A 21,078-nucleotide genomic window follows, 5' to 3' on the forward strand; every position below is an offset into this window, starting at 1 on the left:
GCAGCGTTTAATTAACAAGTTAAGGAATATGAATAGAAAAAGACTTTGTTTTGTGATTATTTCTGTCCTCTTTTGTGCCCTTCAAGTGGCACATGCCGGAACTAAAAAAGATCTGACGAACTGGACAGATGGTGGTTCGGACTATAAGGACGGGGCTTATGCCTATGATGAAAAGTGGTATGAGAATACTACATCCGATGAGTATACCATCAGCACCCCCGAGGAGATGGGGGCTTTTGCAAAGGCTGCTGAAACGGAGACGTTTGAAGGCAAAACTGTGAAGTTGACGGCCGATTTGGATATGGAGAAATACGGTTGGGTGTCTATTGGCAGTGCCGGTTTCAAAGGTACTTTTGATGGTATGGGACATACTATTACCAATATGACTTATCGGGATGCTACACAAATAAAATCATGGGGATTGTTCCATACCATAGATGGTGGTACGGTGAAGAACCTTATAATAACAAAGAGTACGTTTACCAATGAACAGTCAGGCAGTACTTGTCCTTCGGTGGGAGGAGTTGCTGCCGTCATGAAAGGTAAAGGAACCATTCAGAACTGTGGCTTTTCCGGTGCTGTCAAATTGCCGTTTGCCAAAGGTGCCGAGCTGTTGGGACAAAAGAATGGTATGGTAGGAGGGCTTGTAGGTGTCTTGGAAGAGGGAACCATAGCCAATTGTTATGTCATGAATAATGCTCCGGTCATCCCGAACGACACGATTTACGGGAATATAGCAGGGCGTTCCAGTGAAAACAGTATCATATCCAATTGTTATTATCTGGCTAATGATACATTGCCCGGTGCGGTAAATGTCAATCAGATACAGGGAACCATAAAAAATGCCGATGCTAAAACGGCAGACCGGTTCGCAATCGGTGAAGTGGCTTACTTGCTGAATGTCGATAATAAAGGCGTATGGGGGCAATATGGCGATATGCCGGTCTTGGCAAGCGATAATGCACCAGTAATATTTAAGGTAAATTACCCGGAAGAACAAGCACATGGAAAAGTGGCAGGGAACGAGTATGCCGGAGTAGGTGTGACTGTTGCTTTGAAATCCACAACCGATGAAGGTTATATGATTAAAGATTTGAAAGTAAGCAATGCGACATTGGTCAATTACTCCGAATTTGTCATGCCGGAAGGCGATGTGGCAGTGTCTTATGCGGTTATGGCTATTCCTACGGATTATATTGTGGCCTTCCCTGCGGAAGAGATCAAGAGCCGTTCCTTTGTTGCAAAATGGAACAAGGTGGATGGTGCGACAGGATATAAAATCACTGTAAAAGACGGTGACAAGATAGTAGGAGCTTATGATGCCCTTGCCGTTGGTAATGTAACTTCTGCTCTCGTAGAAGGATTGAAGCAGAATACGAATTATACCTATACAGTGCAGTCGGTAAAGGGAGAAGCTGTTTCTGAAGCTTCCAATGCTGTTACCGTTCGCACAGGTAATCTGGTAGCTATGGTTGCAGACTCCGAAGGACATGCTCTGTTGATTTCTTGGGAAAATGTGGAAGGTGCGGTGAACTATGTGGTTTCGATGACAGACCCGACAGGTGCTGTTACCACTGTTGAAACGGCTGACTGTGAATATCGCTTTACAGGGCTGAATGTAAATGCTCCTTATACAGTTGTTGTTGCAGCTCAGAATAGTAATGGTGAAAACCTTTCTGTCTCTGAACCGCTTGTTGCTACTACAGGATCCGATTATGGTGTTCAGCTTACCAACTCGACTTTTGAAGCTTGGGAAAAAGAAAGCACAGAGGCCGAACCTGTGGGTTGGAATTCATTTATGAGTGGAGACGGTAGCTTGGCCGGCTTTACAAAAAGTGTACATATGGAGAAATCCAATGTAACTCGTCCGGGAACTAATGGCAATGTCAGCGTACGTATTTGGACGAAGGGAGTTATCGGTTCTATCGTAGCCAACGGTAACTTGACTTGCGGTCGGATTAATTCGGGTTCTATGGAGGCTTTAAGTCAGGAAAATCATAACAGAACAGTAGTCGGAGATTCTGAATTTAGTCAACCATTACATGGTTCTCGTCCAGACTCGTTGACTGTATGGGTGAACTATACTTATCTGGGTGATTCGGTGATGAATGCTCGTGTATCAGCAATTATACATGATACTTACGATTGTGCAGATCCTTCATCTCCCGCCGATTCGGTTCATATTGTTGCAAAAGCTCAATTGAATTATAAAGCGGTTGATCCGGTTAATGGCGGATGGCAGCGTCTTTCCATACCATTCGATTATGAATTGAAAGATTATGAGGAGTTCTATGAAAAGATGAACAATAGCGATTATTGGAAAGATTCATTGAAAGTGGATCACTTTGTCAAACCGACATCTGCCGATTATATGTTGGTGACTTTCGCTACTAACTCAACGCCTGCTGTTGGTAAGGAAGGCGATCAAGTACTTATTGATGATATGTTGTTGATCTACAAGCCTACTTTGGAATTCTCTAAAACAGATAAAGGTACTTATTATCCAGGTAGCCGGATTGTAGCTGATTATATTTTGACTGGTACCATGTCTCCTTCTAATGTAGAGCAGGATCATAATGTGGTTTCTCTTGAATTGTCCGATGCAAAGGGCAGCTTTGAAAAGCCGACTGTGCTGACCCAAATTGCAACTGACAAGGGCGGAACTTTAACAGCAACGCTGAGTGAAGAATTGCCTCTTGGAGATTATAAAGTACGTATTGTGACTACTAATTATCCGATGGTATCCAACGAACTTGCAGTCTCAGTGGTGGCTGTGCCGGCTATTAAGGCCATAGAAGCAACTGAAGTAAAAGACGACTCGTTTGTAGCCAATTGGGAAGCCCCTGCAGAAGCTGAAGTGACAGATTACCTGCTCACGGTAAAAGAAGGTGATACCGTATTGGAAGGATACAATGAAAAGTCTACTGGAAAAGTGACAAGTTATAAAGTGGAAGGTTTGACAGGAGACGTGAATTATACCTATACTGTGAAGGCTGTTTTTGGTGCTGTTGTTTCCGAATCATCCAATGAAATTGCCGTGACTACTCGTCCGGTTGGCATTGAAAAAGTGACAGTAGAGGGTAACGTCACTGTTTATCCTAATCCGGTGGTGAATACACTTTATATAAATGGTGTAACAGAAAATAGTGCTTATTCTATTTACAACCAGTCGGGTAGCATGGTTGCTTCAGGTTCTCTCACTGTAAACCGTGTGGATGTATCCGCCTTGAATTCCGGTGTATACTTTATAGAGACTGAAGCTGGAAAAGCTAAATTCATTAAGAAATAAGTCTGTCGGAACGAAACTCAGTTGCATTTAAGATGATCAAAGATCATAAGAAATAGATTGAGTTTAAGTATAAAAACAGTATACAAGAAAAGAGAGTGTTGCATTGACCTGCAACACTCTCTTTTCTTGTATAGTAAAATGCTTTTTCTTCGTATATTAATTGTTGCCAATTAATTGGCAACGTATTGCCTGTTTGTTGGTGCAAAATGGTAGTTTATAAAAGCATTATCCCTGTATGATCAGGAGTGATCTGTCTTTTTGCGAATGGAGATCCTTTCACTAAAATGACAAGAAGGATGTTTCAAAGCACTTTCCGCTTGCTTATTGCATAGGGTAACATGCTGATCAATAGCGTAGCTGTGAACAGATAAGCTTCGGTCGGAATATATTGACCACCCACGATGGCAGCCACTGGAAACAAAAGAAACGATATACAGGTCAATTGAATCCATACTTTTACCCATTTGGGGTTGTTCTTTTTAAGAATGAAAGCCAGGATCAGATTGGTGGGGAGTGCCCAAAATAGATTATAATTAGTCCTTAATTGTTCGATCTCTGAAAACAGCACTAAGCTGAAAAGGAAACAGCCGAATATACCACTGATAAAAAGTAATATACGGTCAAACCATATATAATATCTGCCTTTCTTTACTTGTAAGTAAGTCAGGATTGAGGCAATGATCAATAGGATGAGAAATGTGGATAGGGATAGTTTGACATTGGGACTTTGTTTGAATAGGGTAGGTGGAAATAATCGATGCGATGCCATAAGCACCGGTTGATCGTCTTGGCGTACTTCACTCAACAGGTTGATAAGTCCGTTAGGATTGAAGGCGGCTTCGTATATATTTATTTCCTTATCTATGTCACTGCAAGTAAGATTAAAAAGCAGATGTAGCCAGCAGTTTTCCAATGGATCTCCTTGTTCTACGTCCCTGTAAGTTCGGCCGGTATATTGATTAAGAAATTGACTCTTGTCCCAACCGCATTGTTTAAATAATACATCCCTTAACTGTGTGCTGCAATTGTTGGTAGGTACTTTAAATTTATAGAATCTTTCTCCTGTAAGCAGGATACGGTTCAGTTCCTCCCATAAACTTTGCTTTTGCTGTTGACTCAAGTTGAGGTAATACTCATTCATCCCCCTTTTCTCGGTTTTATAGCGGTGTGCGAACTTGCTGAAAGCCTCACCGTCCAAAGAAGAAATGACGGTTCCTAGGAAAATCTTATAAACAAAGAATGATTGTTGCGTTGAATAAGTTCCGAAATTAAAAACTACATCGATTTTCAGTTCGGCATCTTGTATACGCAAAGAGCTGTGTCCGAATCCACCTTCATAATCGGGGGTGGCTGAGCAGGTGACAATTGACACGAGGGCCTTATCGGACAGTTTGGGAAGTGTGTTGCCCGAAGCATATGAGTTTGTCGATAAACAGAGCAGTACACTCAGGAAAAGTACTACGGAACTGATTGTTTGGCGTGACATTGTTTGTAATTAAGGGGAAAGGGATTATAAAATAAGACTCCATCTACAGACATTGAAAAATCTGCGATGGAGTCTGTTTATCTGTTAACTGATAAGTTTATTGTTTAACGAATTTAGTCGTATGGTTTCCGGCTTTTATCAGGTATATGCCTTTGGATAAATTAGAAACATTGAGTCTTCCGCTTGTTATGATTCCGGACATTGTGCGAACGCCTGTAACGGTATAGATCTCGTAGCTTTGGTTTTCAGCACCTGAGATGATCAGGCTTTCAGTACCCGGATTATAGTAAACGGTTCTTTTGCCTGTAACGACATCGTTTATTCCGGTTTGTGTCTTTGTGCCTTCAAAGTCAACATCGATTAATAATTCAACGGGGTAGACGGTTTCTACGCTTAAAGATAAGACCATTTTCTCATTGATTATAGTCGATTCCTTCAAATGTACTTCAACATCTCCAATCGGTTGTACCAATGTTAATGTGACATCTTTTGGAAGCAGGACAACCGCATCCTCTCTCTCTTGCAATTCTACTCCCGGAATGACAATATCTCCCAATTGGATCGCAGACGTTCCCAACTTGAAAGCGAAGTTCCTGATCTCTAAGGTAGTTGTTCCGTCATTCGTGGCAGTGAGATAGACGTTTTCCGTGCTTGGTTCTCCCATTATGATTTCATCCTGGGACACTTTCAATATACCGGTATATGTGCCTGCCACTTCCTCGTTTAATTGTGCATAAGCTGCTTTAGGGGTAATTATTGCTACAAGGGCAATGATTGCTAAAAGTAATTCTTTCTTCATAATCTAATGTTATTTATTGTTTTTATTATTAGAACACATAAGCAAAGCCAAGGTTTGCATATATAGGGAACATATTAAAAGTTACGGTGTCGAAGTCTTTCTTAAAGATCGGTACTACCCCCCATGTCAGGTTGGCACTGACGTTCAAATGAGAGAACGCCCTCCATTGGGCACCGAATTGCATACCACATTGAAAACGGCGTAAATCGTCATCGAAATTGTAAGTGGCCGAACTTACATTGGCTTTTTCTCCTGTCGGGTCTCCATCGCGCAAGTAACCATCGTAGGCTGTACCGGAAAATTCACCGGATGTCAGGTAAGAGAACCACGGTCCTAACTCCATTTCCCATCTCTTGCTGACTTTGTATACGACCAAAACTGGAACTGTCAGCAAAGATTGTTTCACAGAGGTGGTGACTCCTCCCGTCCATTGCCCTTCCATCTCTCCTCCATCGTTTGCTATCATTTTCATGTGATAGTTTTTGACTGTGGCATCAGTTTTCATTCCTTTTGTTTCCAGACGGATCCCCGCGCTGATTCCCCATTTATTTTCGAACATTTTCACCACATCGCCTTCTATCGAAAAGGCGGTAGTAGGATTGTAGCTGTTGATTTTCCGTATTTCTGCCGGTAGGGGGATGGGAGAAGTTCCACCGATATTGAATCCGGCTTTCAGTCTGTATTCCAATCCGATGGTCAGTGATTTTAAGATGCTTTTATTTCTATCTTCCTGTGCTTGAGCTATCATGGAAAAACCCAACATTAGAAACAGGAGGTAAGCTATTTTTTTATTCATAAGTGTCTTAGTGTTAATGTTTATTTGTCCCCTTCAAGGATTAGTTTCGCTTCGTCAATAATCAAAGTACTTCCTATAGCACCTTTAAAATAGGCACCATCCCGGCTGGATGAAAAGACGATTGCAGTATAATATTCACCTTGCGACAATTTTTTCTGGTCCGGTTCTCTGCGGTATTCAAAAGGCATGTACAGCTTTTTATATTCACGGGTAGCTTCGGGATCTTTTACCCTGGCAATGCCTATGATACAATCGTCATCGAATTGGATGGAACCGTCCAACCTTTTGCCATCCTTTGATTCATAAAGAATGGCATAGATATCGAATACGTCCGTTACACTGTTTATGATGTTCTTGTTCTCATCCTGATAATTAGCTCCCGGTGTGTATTTATACCATACTTCAAAAGCTATCGGATGGCGGTTGAATGCCATCGGGATGCCGAATTGAGTGGCTTTCAAAGCTTGTTCGGGACCCATTCCGGCCACGGAAGCATTGAAGGAACCGATGAACAGGTTGCCGGCAGCCAGAGGCATATTCATCATATCTCCGAAAGCACCTGTAGGCTTCGTCTCCAATCTGACTCCCTTTCCTTGATATCCCATTTCATAGGAAGTGGTCGGATAAATGAGAGGATTGGTTAGCTTTTCTCCACTTTCCGTAACATAACCCGTCAAGGCGTACCCGGCATTTGCCGTAGCCCAGATGGATTGCTTCTGTCCGGTATTGCTTATTTCATAGAATCCGTGCCATTGCTTTCCTCTGGCACCTTCTATGATTTCCCAATGTTCGAAGTTAAACTCTGTTTTCACATTGGTAGTGTCTACGAATACTTTATATTCCTTTTTCCATAGTCCGTCTTGTGACGTTACCACATATTTTTGGACGGTAGAAAAGTCCCTTTCCGTTGCGCTGGGCGGATTGATGGTAGCTCCTTCCGTTAGCTTGAACAACGGGGCAAGCGTTTTTATGTCAGTGGTGGAATTGGCCATGATTATAACCGTATTATTAGTTATAATAGGCGGCATTTTTAATACCGAGGGATCAGAAAGCGTGCAAGATACAATATCTGCTTCCGCGTTCGGTGCTTCTTCTTGGATGCAAGCTGAAAAACCTAAGCAAAGAAATACACCGGTTATGATTGATTTGAATTTCATTCTGTTTATTGATTGATAATTGTTGAGACTATGTGCTATATATAAAATCAGTTTGCAAATTTACGGGGAAATTCTTATTTATCAAATCTTTAAATTCTCTTTTTATGTTCTTTTTGTATTATTGATGCCAATTTCTTGTTTAAGTCTTTTAAAATAAGGTCTATTCTTTTTATTTTGTGTCCTATTCCTAAGATCGCTGCTTTGCCCTCTGTTCCGGTGTATTAACTTAAAGGGGTTGCATTTGTTATAAATTTGCGGAATATATGCAGTTCCTTTTCTTTTCTTGTTTATTCAGAGTATATTTTCTACTTTTGTAGAAACTTTAAAAAACGAGGGAATTCATGATTGAATCTGAAAGAAAACAAATAATAGATCTGGTACGGCGGGAGGTGATTCCGGCTATTGGCTGTACCGAACCTATTGCCGTGGCATTATGTGTGGCAAAAGCTGCCGAGACGCTCGGTGTGAGACCTGAAAAGATCAAAGTACTCTTGAGTGCTAATATTCTGAAAAACGCAATGGGGGTGGGTATCCCCGGTACAGGGATGATTGGTTTGCCTATCGCAGTAGCTTTGGGGGCGATTATCGGTAAATCCGAGTATCAGCTCGAAGTATTGAAAGACAGCACACCGGAAGCTGTGGAACAGGGCAAACTGTTTATTGACGAAAAACGTATATGCATATCATTGAAAGATAATATAACGGAGAAACTGTATATCGAAATCACTTGTGAAGCGGGAGATAAAAAATCGACAGCGATCATTGCCGGAGGACATACGAATTTTGTATATATTGCCCGGGGGGAAGAAGTGCTGCTCAACAAGCAACAGGCAGGCACGGAAGACGTTGAGGAAAAGCCGCTTGAACTGAATTTGCGGAAAGTGCATGATTTTGCACTGACTGCTCCCTTGGATGAGATCAGTTTCATTCTTGAAACCGCCCGCTTGAATAAGGCCGCTGCCGAGAAGTCTTTTGAAGGAGAATATGGGCACGCTTTGGGGAAGATGCTTCGCGGAAGGTATGAACATCAGGTGATGGGCGACTGTGTCTTTTCGCATATCCTTTCTTATACTTCGGGGGCTTGCGATGCCCGTATGGCAGGAGCCATGATTCCGGTGATGAGTAATTCGGGAAGTGGTAATCAGGGTATTTCCGCCACTCTGCCTGTGCTTATTTTTGCAGAGGAAAACGGTAAATCGGAAGAAGAAATTATACGTGCATTGATGCTCAGTCATTTGACGGTGATTTATATCAAACAAAGTCTGGGACGGTTGTCTGCCCTTTGCGGTTGTGTCGTAGCTGCTACAGGTTCAAGTTGTGGCATTACTTGGCTGATGGGAGGAACTTATGAGCAGATAGCTTTTGCCGTGCAGAACATGATAGCCAATCTGACGGGAATGATCTGTGACGGAGCAAAACCAAGTTGTGCCCTCAAGGTGACGACTGGTGTTTCTACGGCTGTGCTTTCGGCTATGATGGCGATGGAAAATCGCAGTGTTACGTCTGTTGAAGGGATTATCGATGAGGACGTAGATCAGAGTATCCGTAACCTGACTCGGATAGGCTCACAAGGCATGAATGAAACGGATAAGGTGGTATTGGATATTATGACACATAAATGCTAGGGAAATTGCTGGATAATTAATAGTTAATAATTAAAAATTAAAAACGAGTGAGTAGAGCTATCATACCATCGGGTATTCATTACTTCTAATCATACTAATCTTTCTTCGTTTTTAATTTTTAATTATTAACTATTAATTATCCAATTAATTCTTGTCACATCCGCAGTGGTCACCGCATCCATGGTCACCGCAGCCGTCTCCACAGCCATCTCCGCAACTGTCGCATCCGCAGCTGCATCCGCCACCGCCCATCATGTTTACAACTTCTTGTATCTCCTCGTTAGTTGCAGGACGGCTTTCTACTACTTCGCCAACGAAGTTCAGGTCTGCCCCGGCCAACGGGTGGTTCATATCGACTACCACGATGTCGGGTTTGACTTCAACTACCGTTCCGTTCATACGGCGGCCTTCGGAGTCCATTAAAGGTACGATATTGCCCGCAACGATCCGTTCACTGTCGAATTTTCCTTCGATTTCGAAGATATGTTTCGGCAAATCCAAGACATGCTCGTCATTGTATTCACCGTAAGCTTCGGCTGACGGAATGGTGAAATCGAACTTGTCTCCTTTCTTCAGGGGTACTATCTGGCTTTCAAAAGCTTCGAGCGTAGTGCCCATGCCCGAAATAAACTGGAAGGGATGTTCGGCTTTTGCTTCTTCGACTAATTCTTTTTCACCATCTTCTATTGTGTATAGTTTATACGCTACAGTGATGTACTTGTTTTCTGCTGTTTCCATTTAAATTATTGTATAAGTTAGTAATTGCAGTTATAAAACTGTCGGTAGCTGCAAAGATACGAATTTGATACGTATTTTTCGCCTTTATATAACAACGAATTATCAAAAACGGTTCGTGCTTTAATAACTCATCGCCTGTTTGCAGGCTGGGTGTTAAGAAAATATGTTACACAGTCGTGTCATTGGAATGCCGGTATTTCCACGGCTGCGGTGAACACCTTGTTGGTCGGTGATGAACGCCCCGTTCCTCACCGAGGAACACCTCCTTCATCGGTGAGGAACAGGGCGTTCATCACCGAGGTAAAAACGGTTTGGTAATGTTGTGAATATCAGCTTGTTAGTTCTTGATTGATGTCTTTTCTTCCGGTACTTTTACTTGTTGACAAGCGTTGATAAATATTCTCGGATAGTAAAATGATCATACAAAGTACTGCGCTGTGAGCGGACGTAAAACCTGTATTGGTAAGCGAAATCGTGTCCTAAGGGTAGCCAGAGGAGGCGATAATAAGTTCGGGATAAGAAAGAGCATGGATTGAATTCCGTAAAGAGGCGGGAAATGCTAGTAATGTTACTTTGTGTGGTTTCGGGATATAATGGGTGATAAAAGTGTATAATATCCTTCTGTTTTCTTACGATTATTCGCTATTATACGTTTTTTTTCTTCAATTTGTTTGGATATAATAAAAAAGCCCTTACCTTTGCAGCGTGATCAAAATTTAAAAAGTAAGATATGAATACTCATACGTCCATTAACCTGGCAGTCCTGCATATTATTCGCGTCGTGGTGATTTCGCCAAGATTGTGAGAAAGGTTATATTACATGTATTCGTATGATATAAGATAACATTTAGAGCCTTTCTCACTACAGTGAGAAAGGCTTTTTGATTAAAAGAAACAGATGATGATGAAAAAGCAGTTGCGTAGTTCGTTCAGTACTCAAGGTCGCCGTATGGCAGGTGCCCGTGCCTTGTGGGCGGCCAACGGGATGAAGAAAGAACAGCGAGGGAAACCGATAATCGCTGTTGTCAATTCGTTCACACAATTTGTTCCGGGACATGTGCATTTGCATGAAATAGGACAGCTGGTGAAGGCTGAGATTGAGAAACTGGGGTGCTTCGCAGCGGAGTTCAATACGATTGCCATAGACGACGGCATTGCGATGGGGCATGACGGAATGCTCTATTCGCTTCCTTCACGGGATATCATTGCCGATAGCGTGGAGTACATGGTCAATGCCCATAAGGCGGATGCGATGGTTTGCATCAGTAATTGTGACAAGATCACGCCGGGGATGTTGATGGCTGCCATGCGGTTGAACATTCCGACTGTATTTGTTTCGGGGGGGCCCATGGAGGCGGGGGAATGGAACGGACAACATTTGGACTTGATCGATGCCATGATCAAGTCGGCTGACGAAACAGTGAGTGATGAAGAAGTGGCGAACATCGAGCAAAATGCCTGCCCTACCTGCGGATGCTGTTCGGGGATGTTTACTGCCAACTCCATGAATTGCCTCAATGAAGCCATTGGATTGGCTCTTCCGGGAAATGGCACGATTGTGGCGACCCACGTCAACCGGGTGAAATTATTTAAGGAAGCTGCCGCATTGATTGTGCAGAATGCTCTTAAGTATTATGAACAAGGAGACGAGAGTGTATTGCCGCGGAGCATCGCTACGCGTGCGGCCTTCTTGAACGCAATGGCACTGGACATCGCGATGGGTGGCTCTACAAATACGGTTCTGCATCTGCTGGCTATTGCCCATGAGGCGGAAGTCAATTTTACAATGGACGATATCGACAGGTTGTCGCGCCATACTCCCTGTCTTTGTAAAGTGGCTCCTAACACCCAGAAGTATCACATTCAGGACGTGAACCGTGCCGGTGGAATTTTAGGCATATTGGGAGAGCTGCAAAAGGCCGGTCTGCTCGATACGTCAGTGAGGCGGATAGACGGGTTGACGTTGCAGGAAGCTATCGACAAGTATGATATTTGCCGGCTGGATAGAACCGAGGATGCTATAGAACGGTACAGCAGTGCCCCGGGCAATCATTTCAACCTGACTCTCGGCTCGCAAGAAGAACATTATGATACTTTAGACACGGATCGTCTCTATGGTTGTATTCGTGGTGCTTACAGCGCTTATAGCAAAGATGGCGGGCTGGCTGTTTTGAAAGGGAATATTGCCGAGGACGGTTGTGTGGTCAAGACTGCCGGTGTAGATGAGAAAATCTGGAAATTTACCGGTCCGGCCAAGGTCTTCGATTCACAGGAAGCCGCTTGCGAAGGCATTCTTAAAGGTAAAGTCGTAAGTGGAGACGTAGTCGTCATTACTCACGAAGGCCCCAAGGGGGGACCCGGTATGCAGGAAATGCTTTATCCTACTTCTTACATAAAGTCACGTCATTTAGGAAAAGAATGCGCCTTGATCACCGACGGTCGTTTCAGCGGAGGTACTTCCGGGCTGAGCATCGGCCATATTTCTCCCGAGGCTGCTGCCGGAGGGAATATCGGTAAAATTATGGACGGAGATATTATCGAAATCAATATACCGGAGCGTACGATCAATGTCAGGCTGACTGATGGGGAACTAGCTGCTCGTCCGATGCGTCCCGTCACTCGCGACCGGCATATCCCGAAGAGCCTGAAGGCCTATGCAAGTATGGTAAGCTCGGCGGACAAGGGCGCGGTGAGGATGATTTAAAGGAGAGAAGGAAGTGCAGTGGGAGGAGAAGAAAGAAGGAGTTGAAAATCGCTAAATCGAGATAAATAGATGAAAGATTTTATTACAGGTGCGGAAGCATTGATGCGTTCACTCGAAAATCTGGGAGTGGAGACTATCTTCGGGTATCCGGGTGGCTCCATAATGCCGGTATTCGATGCTTTATTTGATCATCGGAAGACATTAAGGCATATTCTGGTACGTCATGAGCAGGGGGCTACACATGCAGCCCAAGGCTTTGCCCGTTCGTCCGGGGAGGTGGGAGTCTGCCTCGTCACCAGTGGTCCCGGAGCGACGAATACCATCACCGGGATAGCCGATGCGATGATTGACAGTACGCCGATTGTAGTGATTGCCGGACAGGTAGGTACTGCTTTTCTGGGAACGGATGCGTTTCAGGAAGTAGACTTGGTGGGTATTACTCAGCCTATCACTAAATGGAGTTATCAGATTCGCCGTGCCGAAGATGTTCCTTGGGCAGTGGCACGTGCTTTTTATATTGCCAGTAGCGGTCGTCCCGGACCTGTAGTGCTTGACTTTGCCAAGAATGCGCAAGTCGAAAAGGCAGAATATGTTCCGGCTAAAATGGACTTTATCCGTAGCTATATTCCCGTACCCGATACTGATCCGGCAAGTATTGAGGCGGCTGCCGAGTTGATCAATAATGCCGAACGTCCTTTGGTGCTTGTCGGTCAGGGGGTGGAGTTGGGAAATGCACAGCATGAATTACGCGCTTTCATTGAGAAGGCAGGAATTCCTGCCGGATGCACCTTGCTGGGACTCTCCGCATTGCCCACTGATCATCCTCTAAACAAAGGCATGTTGGGAATGCATGGTAACCTCGGGCCGAACATAAACACCAATAAGTGTGACGTACTCATCGCTGTGGGGATGCGTTTTGACGACCGTGTGACCGGTAACTTGGGTACTTATGCAAAACAGGCCAAAGTGATCCATTTTGATATCGATCCGGCCGAGATTAATAAGAATGTACATGCGGATGTAGCCGTTTTGGGCAACTGTAAAGAGACATTGGCTGCCGTTACCGGTTTGCTTGCCGAAAAGACGCATGACGAATGGCTGGAAAGCTTTTCGACCTATGAGCAGGTAGAGTATGAAAAGGTGATACATCCTGAACTGAACCCGATGGTCGAGTCTTTGACTATGGGCGAAGTGGTGCGTGCAGTGAGCAATGCTACCGGGCATGAAGCCGTTCTGGTGACTGATGTCGGTCAGAACCAGATGATGTCAGCGCGTTATTTTAAATACAGTAGACAGCGCAGTATCATTACCTCCGGTGGCCTTGGTACCATGGGTTTTGGACTTCCCGCTGCAATAGGTGCGACTTTCGGAAGTCCCGACCGTACGGTTTGCGTATTTATGGGAGATGGTGGGCTTCAGATGAACATCCAGGAGTTAGGTACTGTTATGGAGCAGAAAGCTCCGGTGAAGATCATTGTTTTGAACAATAACTTCCTGGGCAATGTGCGTCAGTGGCAAGCCATGTTTTTCAACCGTAAATACTCGTTTACTCCGATGATGAATCCGGATTACATGAAGATCGCCTCTGCTTACGATATTCCTTCGAGGCGAGTTGCGACCCGGGAAGAATTGTCGGAGGCTGTCCGGGAAATGATTGCGACCGACGGGCCTTACTTCTTGGAAGCTTGTGTCATCGAGGAAGGAAATGTATTGCCGATGACTCCTCCGGGTGGTTCGGTCAATCAGATGCTCTTGGAATGCTGACGAGAATTAATAATTAAAGATTAATAATGAAAAACGAAGAGGGGAGCGGGAACATGGAGAAATTAACGGTGTTGAAAGGAAGAAAATTATGAGTGATAAGACATTATATACCTTGATTGTCCATTCGGAAAACATTGCCGGTTTGCTTAACCAGATTACGGCTGTATTTACCCGTAGGCAAATCAATATCGAGAGCCTTAACGTATCGGCCTCCTCCATTAAAGGAGTACATAAGTACACCATTACTGCCTGGACGGATAAGGATACGATTGAAAAAGTGGTCAGGCAGATTGAAAAGAAAATAGATGTCCTGCAAGCGCATTATTTCTCGGAGGATGAAATCTATTTCCATGAGATAGCACTGTATAAGGTATCTATCCCGGAATTTCAGTCCAATCCGGCAGCCTCTAAGGTCATTCGCAAATACAATGCCCGGATTGTGGAAGTCAATCCGGTGTTTGCCATTGTCGAAAAGAATGGCAAAGGAGAAGATATCACAGCCCTTTATGATGAATTGCGGGCATTGGATTGTGTATTGCAATTTGTCCGTTCGGGACGTGTGGCGATTACTACCAGTTGTTTTGAACGGGTGAATGAATTCCTTGCCGAGCGGGAAGCAAAGTATAATAATCAAAGTAAGAAATAAACGGATTATGAGTGAAGTAAATAAAATAGGAACTTATAAGTTTATAGCGGAACCCTTTCACGTGGACTTCAAGGGTCGGCTGACGATGGGAGTGCTGGGCAACCATCTGCTCAATTGTGCCGGTTTTCATGCCAGTGACCGTGGGTTCGGCATTGCCCGGTTGAACGAGGACAACTATACATGGGTTCTTTCGCGCCTTGCCATCGAACTGGATGAAATGCCTTATCAATATGAGGAGTTTAGCGTGCGGACATGGGTGGAAAATGTATATCGGCTCTTTACCGATCGTAATTTTGCGATTATCGATAAGGATGGGAAGAAGATTGGTTACGCTCGTTCGGTATGGGCGATGATCAACCTGAATACCCGTAAGCCGGCTGATCTGCTGACCTTGCACGGGGGTAGCATTGTCGATTATGTGTGCGACGAACCTTGTCCCATCGAGAAGCCTTCTCGCATTAAAGTGACTGCTAAAGAACCGGTAAGTAAGCTGACCGCCAAATATAGTGATATCGATATCAACGGGCATGTCAACAGCATTCGTTACATTGAGCATATCCTCGACCTGTTTCCGATAGAGCTTTATAAGAGGAGTTCTATAAATTAAAATATTGTAGTACAGTTGTTTATATGGTTCCAAGAGCGTAAATTTGCAGAAAATAAGAATTTTATAATGAACAAGTTATCCCGATACCGTAAGCTTCGTTATAATCAACTATTTGAGTCAGAGAATCGTGAATTGCGTTTGAATGAAATGGGCAATCCTCTTGAAGTGTTGTCTCAGTATGTTGATTTTGAGATCTTTCGTCCTACTCTTGAATCAGCCCTTTTTACCGGAGAGCGCAAAAGTAATGCCGGTCGTCCGCCGATAGACTGTGTGCTGATGTTCAAGGTCTTGTTTCTTCAGCGTTATTATGGTTTGAGTGACCATCAGATAGAGTATCAGATAGTTGACCGTACGAGTTTCCGCAAGTTTCTTGGTATTGAATGTGTTGACGATGTTCCTGACGAGAAGACGGTGTGGAAGTATCGCGAACTCCTGACAAATACAGGCGTTTATGACAAGCTTTTTTCGGAATTTCATAGTTTCATGGAAAGTAAGGGTCTGCAATTCAATGAGGGTCGCATCATTGATGCCAGTTTTGTTATTGCCCCTCGCCAACGTAACACCCGTGATGAAAATGAGCAGATAAAACAGGGAGCGGGTGATAAGTTGTGGAATGACAATCCCCACAAGAAGTGCCACAAGGATGTAGATGCCCGCTGGACAAAGAAGCGTGATGAGACTTTTTACGGCTACAAGCAGCATACTAAAGTTGAGAAACGCAATAAGATCATACTTTCTTATGATACCACGTCGGCAGAAGTGCATGATTCCAAAGGCTTTGAAGGACTGCTGGATGAAAAAGACGAAGGCAAGGACTTGTATTTGGACGCCGGTTATGTCGGACAAGAGGAGATTGTAAAACAGCATAAGATGAATCCGATAATTTGCGAAAAGGGCTACCGTAACCGTCCGCTTACCAAGGAGCAGAAATCAGACAATAGGAAAAAATCCAAGACACGTTGCCTTGTCGAGCATGTATTCGGGTTTGAGGAACAAACCATGCGTGGACTTGTGGTGCGTACAGTAGGGCTTATTCGTGCTAAAGCCAATGTAGCATTCACCAGTCTTGTGTATAACATCAGTCGTTACACGCAAATAATCAGGCTGAAACCTGAGTTGTTGGGGTGAATTATGCCTGCACATCCAATTTTTACAACAAACACAAGTTAATTATTGTAAAAATCGGGGGGGGGGGTAGAAAATATTCGCTAAATTTGCAAGACTAAAGCTCACAAATTGGGCAGTTAAAGAGTTCTGCTGTCTGATACAAGAGGATAAATTGAATTGATAGAACTCACCATAAGTCAAAGCATATCCGTCGTTTCGAGATGGCTTATGTGGCGGAGAGTTACTATGGAGATGAATTGTCGTTTTACGTGGATGAGACCAATGAAAACGAATATCATATAGAAGTAAAAAAGAACGGGGACGAATTGGTATGTCGTTCCAAGGTATTATTTGAGTAAGATAAATTAGATTGTATAATGAACCGGCAGCATTGGCTGCCAGTTAAAAACTGAAAACAAGAATGGCACAGATGAATTTTGGCGGTGTTACTGAGAATGTAGTGACCCGTGAAGAATTTCCGTTGGAGAAAGCTCGTGAGGTATTGAAGAATGAAACAATCGCTGTGATCGGCTATGGTGTGCAAGGTCCAGGCCAGTCGCTGAATCTGCGCGATAACGGTTTCAATGTGATCGTCGGACAGCGCAAAGGTGGTAAAACCTGGGAAAAAGCCGTAGCTGATGGCTGGGTGCCGGGAGAAACATTGTTCGAGATCGAAGAAGCTTGCCAACGTGGGACTATCATCCAATATCTGCTTTCGGATGCAGCCCAAATAGAAGTATGGCCTACTGTAAAGAAACACTTGACTCCGGGAAAGGCACTTTATTTCTCACATGGCTTTGCTATTACTTATAAAGAACGTACCGGAATAGTTCCACCGGCAGATGTGGATGTGATCATGGTGGCACCGAAAGGCTCGGGAACTTCCCTCCGTACCATGTTCCTTGAAGGTCGCGGCTTGAATTCTTCATTCGCCATCTTTCAGGATGCAACCGGTAAAGCGTGGGATAGAGTCGTAGCATTGGGCATCGGTGTAGGTTCGGGCTATCTGTTCGAGACGACTTTCAAACGCGAGGTTTATTCTGATCTTACCGGTGAGCGCGGTTCTTTGATGGGGGCTATCCAGGGCTTGCTGCTTGCACAGTATGAAGTCTTGCGTGAAAACGGGCATACTCCTTCCGAAGCTTTCAACGAAACGGTGGAGGAACTCACCCAGTCATTGATGCCCTTGTTTGCAAAGAACGGCATGGACTGGATGTATGCCAATTGCTCTACTACCGCCCAACGCGGTGCGCTCGACTGGATGGGGCCGTTTCATGATGCCATCAAACCGGTTGTGCAGAAATTATATGACAGTGTAAGGACTGGTAACGAAGCCCAGATTTCTATTGATAGCAATTCCAAACCCGATTACCGTGAGAAATTGAATGAAGAACTTCGTCAATTGCGTGAAAGCGAAATGTGGCAAACAGCGGTTACGGTTCGTAAACTCCGACCGGAAAATAACTGATAAAAAACAATTGAAATATGTGATATAAGCCAAAGGAAAGTAGTTTTACAAAAAAGGGAGATTACATTCTCCCTTTAAATTATTATCTTTGGGCGCAAACAAGTTATCTTAATATAATTCAAACTAAAACCATTAAAAGATGAAACACTATTACTTGGGATTATTACTGTCTGCTGCGTTTTCTTTGAATGTATCAGGACAGAAAGTGATTGACAAAGCGGGAGAAAAGCTTTCCATGGAGAAGGCCGACATCCATTATGTAAATGCACCCATGACACGTGCGCAAACGGCTGATGAATTGCTTGGGTGTCCGGAAGGCACTGTGCTGGGAGGTGAGTTTAGCAGTGAAGCCGACTATGTGGGCTTTCAGAGTTCCGACCAGGGGCGTCCCGGCATGCCTACTAAATTCTATCAGTCGTTCAGTGAATGCTATTATACGATCAATGGTGTGCGTATTTTGGGAATCCTCAATTATTATGATGGAGAGAGTAACGATTGGTTGACTTGCGACGGTAGAGGAGGAGTGAATGCCGAAGGCGAAATGACCGAACCCATTCGTATGGAAGTTTCCTTCTACCGGATAAATGCTGATGGAGAACCGGGCGAAGTCGTATTTACGAAAGAAGTGGATATCCTGGGGAATTACCTGGGAGTTCAATACAGCGGTGGTAATATTTATGAGTTTGCGGCCGACCTGGGAGAAGACATTAAAATGGAAAGCGGTTTCTTATCCGTAAGTGCCGTGGACATGAAAGATGCTCCTTCATGTTGGTTTTCCGTACTCTGTGCGACCTCTGTTCCCGGATACGGTATGGTTTCATTAGGAGATAATGGGTTGATGGGCGCTGCATTGCCCATGTGTTACTGTCTGAAAGGCAGCGGAGAATTTAGTGCCCGTAAAGCGTTGAAAATGGTTCGTATCCTGACTCCGGACAACTATAGCGGTGAGAAATACGAAAAGGTTCAAGTGGAATTAATGAATGTGGGAAGCGATGATATAGAAAATGCTCGCCTTGAACTTTGGGCTGACGGGAAATTGCTGGCTACCGAATCTGTCGATGTAGCGATCAAATCATTGGAAAGCTACAAGTATGTTTTTAAACAACGCATTGATTGCTCCGCTCCTGGTGTACATCATTTTGAAGTTAGAAATGTGACGGCAGGCGATGAGAAATTGTGTGACGATGCATTGGCATTCACTACTTCAAAGATGGAAGAAGGAAGTGTATGTGAGTCGGAATCGGAAGATTCAAGCTATGAATACATAACTTCTGTGAAGATAGGAGATATCAACTGTCAGTCCGACAACTCTGGATACAGTGACTATACGGATATGAAAACAACGATCATTCCTGGAGAAGAGCTGGAACTGACTGTGGAAAACGAAGGATCAGGTGTGTACATTGGTGTTTGGGTGGACTGGAATAACAATGGTACATTTGATGATGCCGGTGAATTTATTTCCTATATCCCCGATGGCACTATCAAGGTTAGTATACCTGAGGATGTAGACGTTACGGCTGGTGAAAAGCGAATGAGAATCATTCTTTCTTATGGAGAAACCACTCCTTGTGGCATTTATCAATATGGAGAAACCGAGGATTATACACTGGTAGTATCTCGTCCTGATGCCTCTCCGGCTATTGACGTGAACGTGAAAAGTATTGAGGCTGCTCTCAACCATGACAGCAAGAAGGTAGAGCTTGAAATTGCCAATAACGGAACACTGGATATGACCGGAAATATATCTGTTAACTATCTGCTGCCATATTCCCCGAACAACCGTTATGTATCCCGTATTGCTGACAATCCGGATGTTAAAGAGAAGATGCAGCCTCGTAAAGTGGCATGTAAAGATATACAGTCGGCTCCTGAAGCGGGAGATGAATCTCAATATACTTTAAGGTATGATATGGGACAACAGAGTGGCATTGCTTTGACTAACTATCCGTCGGCTACTTATGCTCAGTATTATCCGGGTGATATGCTTTCCAATCTGACAGGAATGCAAATCAGCAGTATAGATGTTTATTTGTTGGATGCAGCTCAAAAGAGTAGTGTTGTTGTATATGGTGAAAACTCACAGTCGGCTGCCGGTGAAGAGCTGTTGAACCAATCTTTTGTACCGGTCGTTAACTCATGGAATCATATCGTGCTGGATAAGCCTGTTACTATTACTGATAAAGATATGTGGATCGGTGTGAAACTGGAAGGATTCGATAGTGATAAATATTACATTGGTATTGATGCCGGAAAAGCACTTCGTGGTTTTGGAGATGTAGTCAATGTAGGTGGTGAAACTTGGTGGTCTATGGGCGATTTGGGTATAAACAGTAACTTCTGTATACGTGCCAATGTGACCGGTGACCGTACTCCTGCCATCAGTTGGTTGACGATGGACAAAAAAGATTTCAATATTGCTGCGAACCAGAAACAGACTGTTAATGCCGATTTGGATGCAACTAAGCTGGCTGAGACTTTGTATGAGGCTGTTATCGAGATTAAGAGCAACGATGCTCTGACCAAAGTTGTTAAGATTCCGGTATACATGACTAATGGAACTGTGACTGGTCTTGACAAGAATGAAATGTTGCAATCGTCTATTCGATTCAATGCAGACCGTTCATTACTGATCGTTGAATCAGGAAGTGATATGAAACGGGTCGTTCTGACTGATATTGCAGGAAAGAACAGAAAAGATGTGAACAACATTGGTCAGCAAGTAGAACTTTCATTGGCTGGACTTAATACGGGTATTTATATTCTGAGTATCGAATATACCGATGGAAATAAGGAAACAATAAAACTTCCCGTAACAAGATAATGTTGCTATATGAATTTATATGGTAATAGAGAGGTAGAGCTTAAATAAAAGGTATTAAGGTAAATACC

At 43.7% G+C, this 21,078-nt stretch carries 13 protein-coding genes and 2 pseudogenes; 10 read left to right on the forward strand and 5 right to left on the reverse strand.

What is annotated here, in order from left to right:
* The first annotated feature begins 28 nt into the window (after positions 1–28).
* Positions 29–3,289 (forward strand): fibronectin type III domain-containing protein, encoded by a 3,261-nt coding sequence (locus H8744_RS09020; protein WP_262434520.1) that lies wholly within the window; start codon positions 29–31, stop codon positions 3,287–3,289.
* Positions 3,290–3,590: 301 nt separating this feature from the next.
* Here H8744_RS09020 and H8744_RS09025 read toward each other — a convergent pair whose 3' ends face one another.
* From H8744_RS09025 to H8744_RS09040, 4 genes are all read right to left on the reverse strand, one after another.
* On the reverse strand, positions 3,591–4,775 hold the full coding sequence (locus tag H8744_RS09025) for a lipoprotein N-acyltransferase Lnb domain-containing protein (RefSeq protein WP_262434521.1): 1,185 nt from the start codon (positions 4,773–4,775) through the stop codon (positions 3,591–3,593).
* Between the two features lie 97 nt (positions 4,776–4,872).
* Positions 4,873–5,574 (reverse strand): calycin-like domain-containing protein, encoded by a 702-nt coding sequence (locus H8744_RS09030; RefSeq protein WP_262434522.1) that lies wholly within the window; start codon positions 5,572–5,574, stop codon positions 4,873–4,875.
* 28 nt (positions 5,575–5,602) lie between these two features.
* Positions 5,603–6,370 carry a porin family protein gene (locus tag H8744_RS09035; RefSeq protein ID WP_262434523.1) on the reverse strand — a complete coding sequence of 256 codons (768 nt, stop codon included), beginning with the start codon at positions 6,368–6,370 and terminating at the stop codon, positions 5,603–5,605.
* A gap of 20 nt (positions 6,371–6,390) precedes the next feature.
* Positions 6,391–7,527 carry a PCMD domain-containing protein gene (locus H8744_RS09040; protein WP_262434524.1) on the reverse strand — a complete coding sequence of 379 codons (1,137 nt, stop codon included), beginning with the start codon at positions 7,525–7,527 and terminating at the stop codon, positions 6,391–6,393.
* Positions 7,528–7,868: 341 nt separating this feature from the next.
* Here H8744_RS09040 and H8744_RS09045 point away from each other — a divergent pair, with 341 nt between their 5' ends.
* Entirely contained in the window at positions 7,869–9,152 is a 1,284-nt protein-coding gene (locus H8744_RS09045; RefSeq protein WP_262434525.1) for an L-cysteine desulfidase family protein, read from the forward strand.
* A gap of 144 nt (positions 9,153–9,296) precedes the next feature.
* Here the strand turns inward: H8744_RS09045 and H8744_RS09050 are convergent, their stop codons facing one another.
* Positions 9,297–9,890, reverse strand: a complete 594-nt coding sequence (locus H8744_RS09050) for an FKBP-type peptidyl-prolyl cis-trans isomerase (RefSeq protein WP_262434526.1) — start codon at positions 9,888–9,890, stop codon at positions 9,297–9,299.
* Positions 9,891–10,794: 904 nt separating this feature from the next.
* On the opposite strand from H8744_RS09050, the gene ilvD reads away from it, so the two are divergent.
* From ilvD to H8744_RS09085, 8 genes and pseudogenes are all read left to right on the forward strand, one after another.
* A complete protein-coding gene (gene ilvD, locus H8744_RS09055; protein ID WP_262436264.1) occupies positions 10,795–12,594 on the forward strand; it encodes a dihydroxy-acid dehydratase in 1,800 nt (599 codons plus the stop codon).
* 69 nt (positions 12,595–12,663) lie between these two features.
* Entirely contained in the window at positions 12,664–14,358 is a 1,695-nt protein-coding gene (gene ilvB / locus H8744_RS09060; protein WP_262434527.1) for a biosynthetic-type acetolactate synthase large subunit, read from the forward strand.
* A gap of 88 nt (positions 14,359–14,446) precedes the next feature.
* A complete protein-coding gene (gene ilvN, locus H8744_RS09065) occupies positions 14,447–15,004 on the forward strand; it encodes an acetolactate synthase small subunit (protein WP_262434528.1) in 558 nt (185 codons plus the stop codon).
* 7 nt (positions 15,005–15,011) lie between these two features.
* Positions 15,012–15,605, forward strand: a pseudogene (locus H8744_RS09070) (acyl-[acyl-carrier-protein] thioesterase); the annotation flags it as partial.
* Positions 15,606–15,677: 72 nt separating this feature from the next.
* Positions 15,678–16,739, forward strand: coding sequence for an IS5-like element IS1169 family transposase (locus H8744_RS09075; RefSeq protein WP_008777670.1), 1,062 nt, complete (start codon positions 15,678–15,680; stop codon positions 16,737–16,739).
* A 170-nt stretch (positions 16,740–16,909) separates the two neighbouring features.
* Positions 16,910–17,077 (forward strand): annotated as a pseudogene (locus H8744_RS18875) (acyl-[acyl-carrier-protein] thioesterase); the annotation flags it as partial.
* Positions 17,078–17,139: 62 nt separating this feature from the next.
* A complete protein-coding gene (ilvC, locus tag H8744_RS09080; RefSeq protein WP_262434530.1) occupies positions 17,140–18,186 on the forward strand; it encodes a ketol-acid reductoisomerase in 1,047 nt (348 codons plus the stop codon).
* 139 nt (positions 18,187–18,325) lie between these two features.
* Complete coding sequence (locus H8744_RS09085; RefSeq protein WP_262434531.1) at positions 18,326–21,010, forward strand: GEVED domain-containing protein; 2,685 nt, start codon at positions 18,326–18,328, stop codon at positions 21,008–21,010.
* The last annotated feature ends 68 nt before the right edge of the window (positions 21,011–21,078 follow it).

Origin of the sequence: Jilunia laotingensis (genome assembly GCF_014385165.1) — a bacterium.
In the GTDB taxonomy this organism is placed as follows: domain Bacteria; phylum Bacteroidota; class Bacteroidia; order Bacteroidales; family Bacteroidaceae; genus Bacteroides; species Bacteroides laotingensis.